The following is a 940-nucleotide window of genomic DNA, read 5'->3' on the forward strand; positions in this document are numbered from 1 at the left end:
ATCCGGAGCTCGACAAGCGCGAGGAAGACCATTGGTCCGGCGCGCAGATCGACGATGGCCGCCTGCGGGCATTGTCGCTGGGCGCCTTCTACTCGGCGCGCTGGGACGCATTCCACGACGAATTGCTGCTCGGCCCCGAACGCGACCATCCGCTGGGTGACCGGCGCGAACTTGCCATCGACACGCTCACCGGAGCCTGGGGAATCACCGACGGTACCGAGGCCCGCGCCTCGATGGAACAACTCCTCGAAGGGATGCACGCCCCGCTCTACGCCCTGGTCCACCCGCTGGTGACCGCATCGCTGAACGCCAGCGAACGGGACCGGTTCGGTGAGCGCGCCGACCGGCACCGCGCCTTCCTCCGGCAGGTCGCCTCGTTCCGCGGTATCGACAATTCCGAAGCCCTGGTCCGCGACTACGACATCTGGTCCCAGGCGATCAAAATCGGTTTCACCGATCATCTGTCCCGGCCGCTGCCCGCCGATATCCACGCCTGGGATCTGGCCCGGGTGGTAGCGGTGGCCCGGATGGCCTATACCGCCGGCTATATCGAAGCGGATGTCGCCTGGGACTATCTTGCCCGCGCGCTACCGCTGGCCCAGCGCAAATACCGCAACTGGCGCCAGTTCGGCGACGCCTACCTCACCGGCTGGACCTACTGGCAGGCATGCGAAGACCTGGCCGAACTCAAGGACGGCGGGGTGGACCGCCGGCTCGAATGTTACGACTATGGCTACGCCCGACCAGCCCCTGGCGTCGTATAGACCTGGTGTAGTCCGGTAACCCCCTGGCCTGGGATGCTTCAGACCTGGCCGCGGGCCCGGTTGGTGCGGCGGGCCATATCGACGAGATCCTGAGTTCCGGGACCGGCGATCTCGGTCCGCAGTGCCGGGCTGCCCTGCCGGCCGACCACTGCGGGAACCATGCCTCCTCGCAGTGG

Annotated in this window: 1 protein-coding gene; it reads left to right on the plus strand. The window is 67.2% G+C overall.

All coding sequences use genetic code 11. From position 1 onward, the window contains the following. Positions 1-764 (plus strand): DUF1266 domain-containing protein (locus tag ON22_RS01575; RefSeq protein WP_255218504.1); only part of this gene is annotated, 764 nt, incomplete at its 5' end. Between the last annotated feature and the right edge of the window lie 176 nt (positions 765-940).

The sequence above is a fragment of the Nocardia carnea NBRC 14403 genome, from assembly GCF_000308515.1.
In the GTDB taxonomy this organism is placed as follows: Bacteria; Actinomycetota; Actinomycetes; order Mycobacteriales; family Mycobacteriaceae; genus Nocardia; species Nocardia carnea.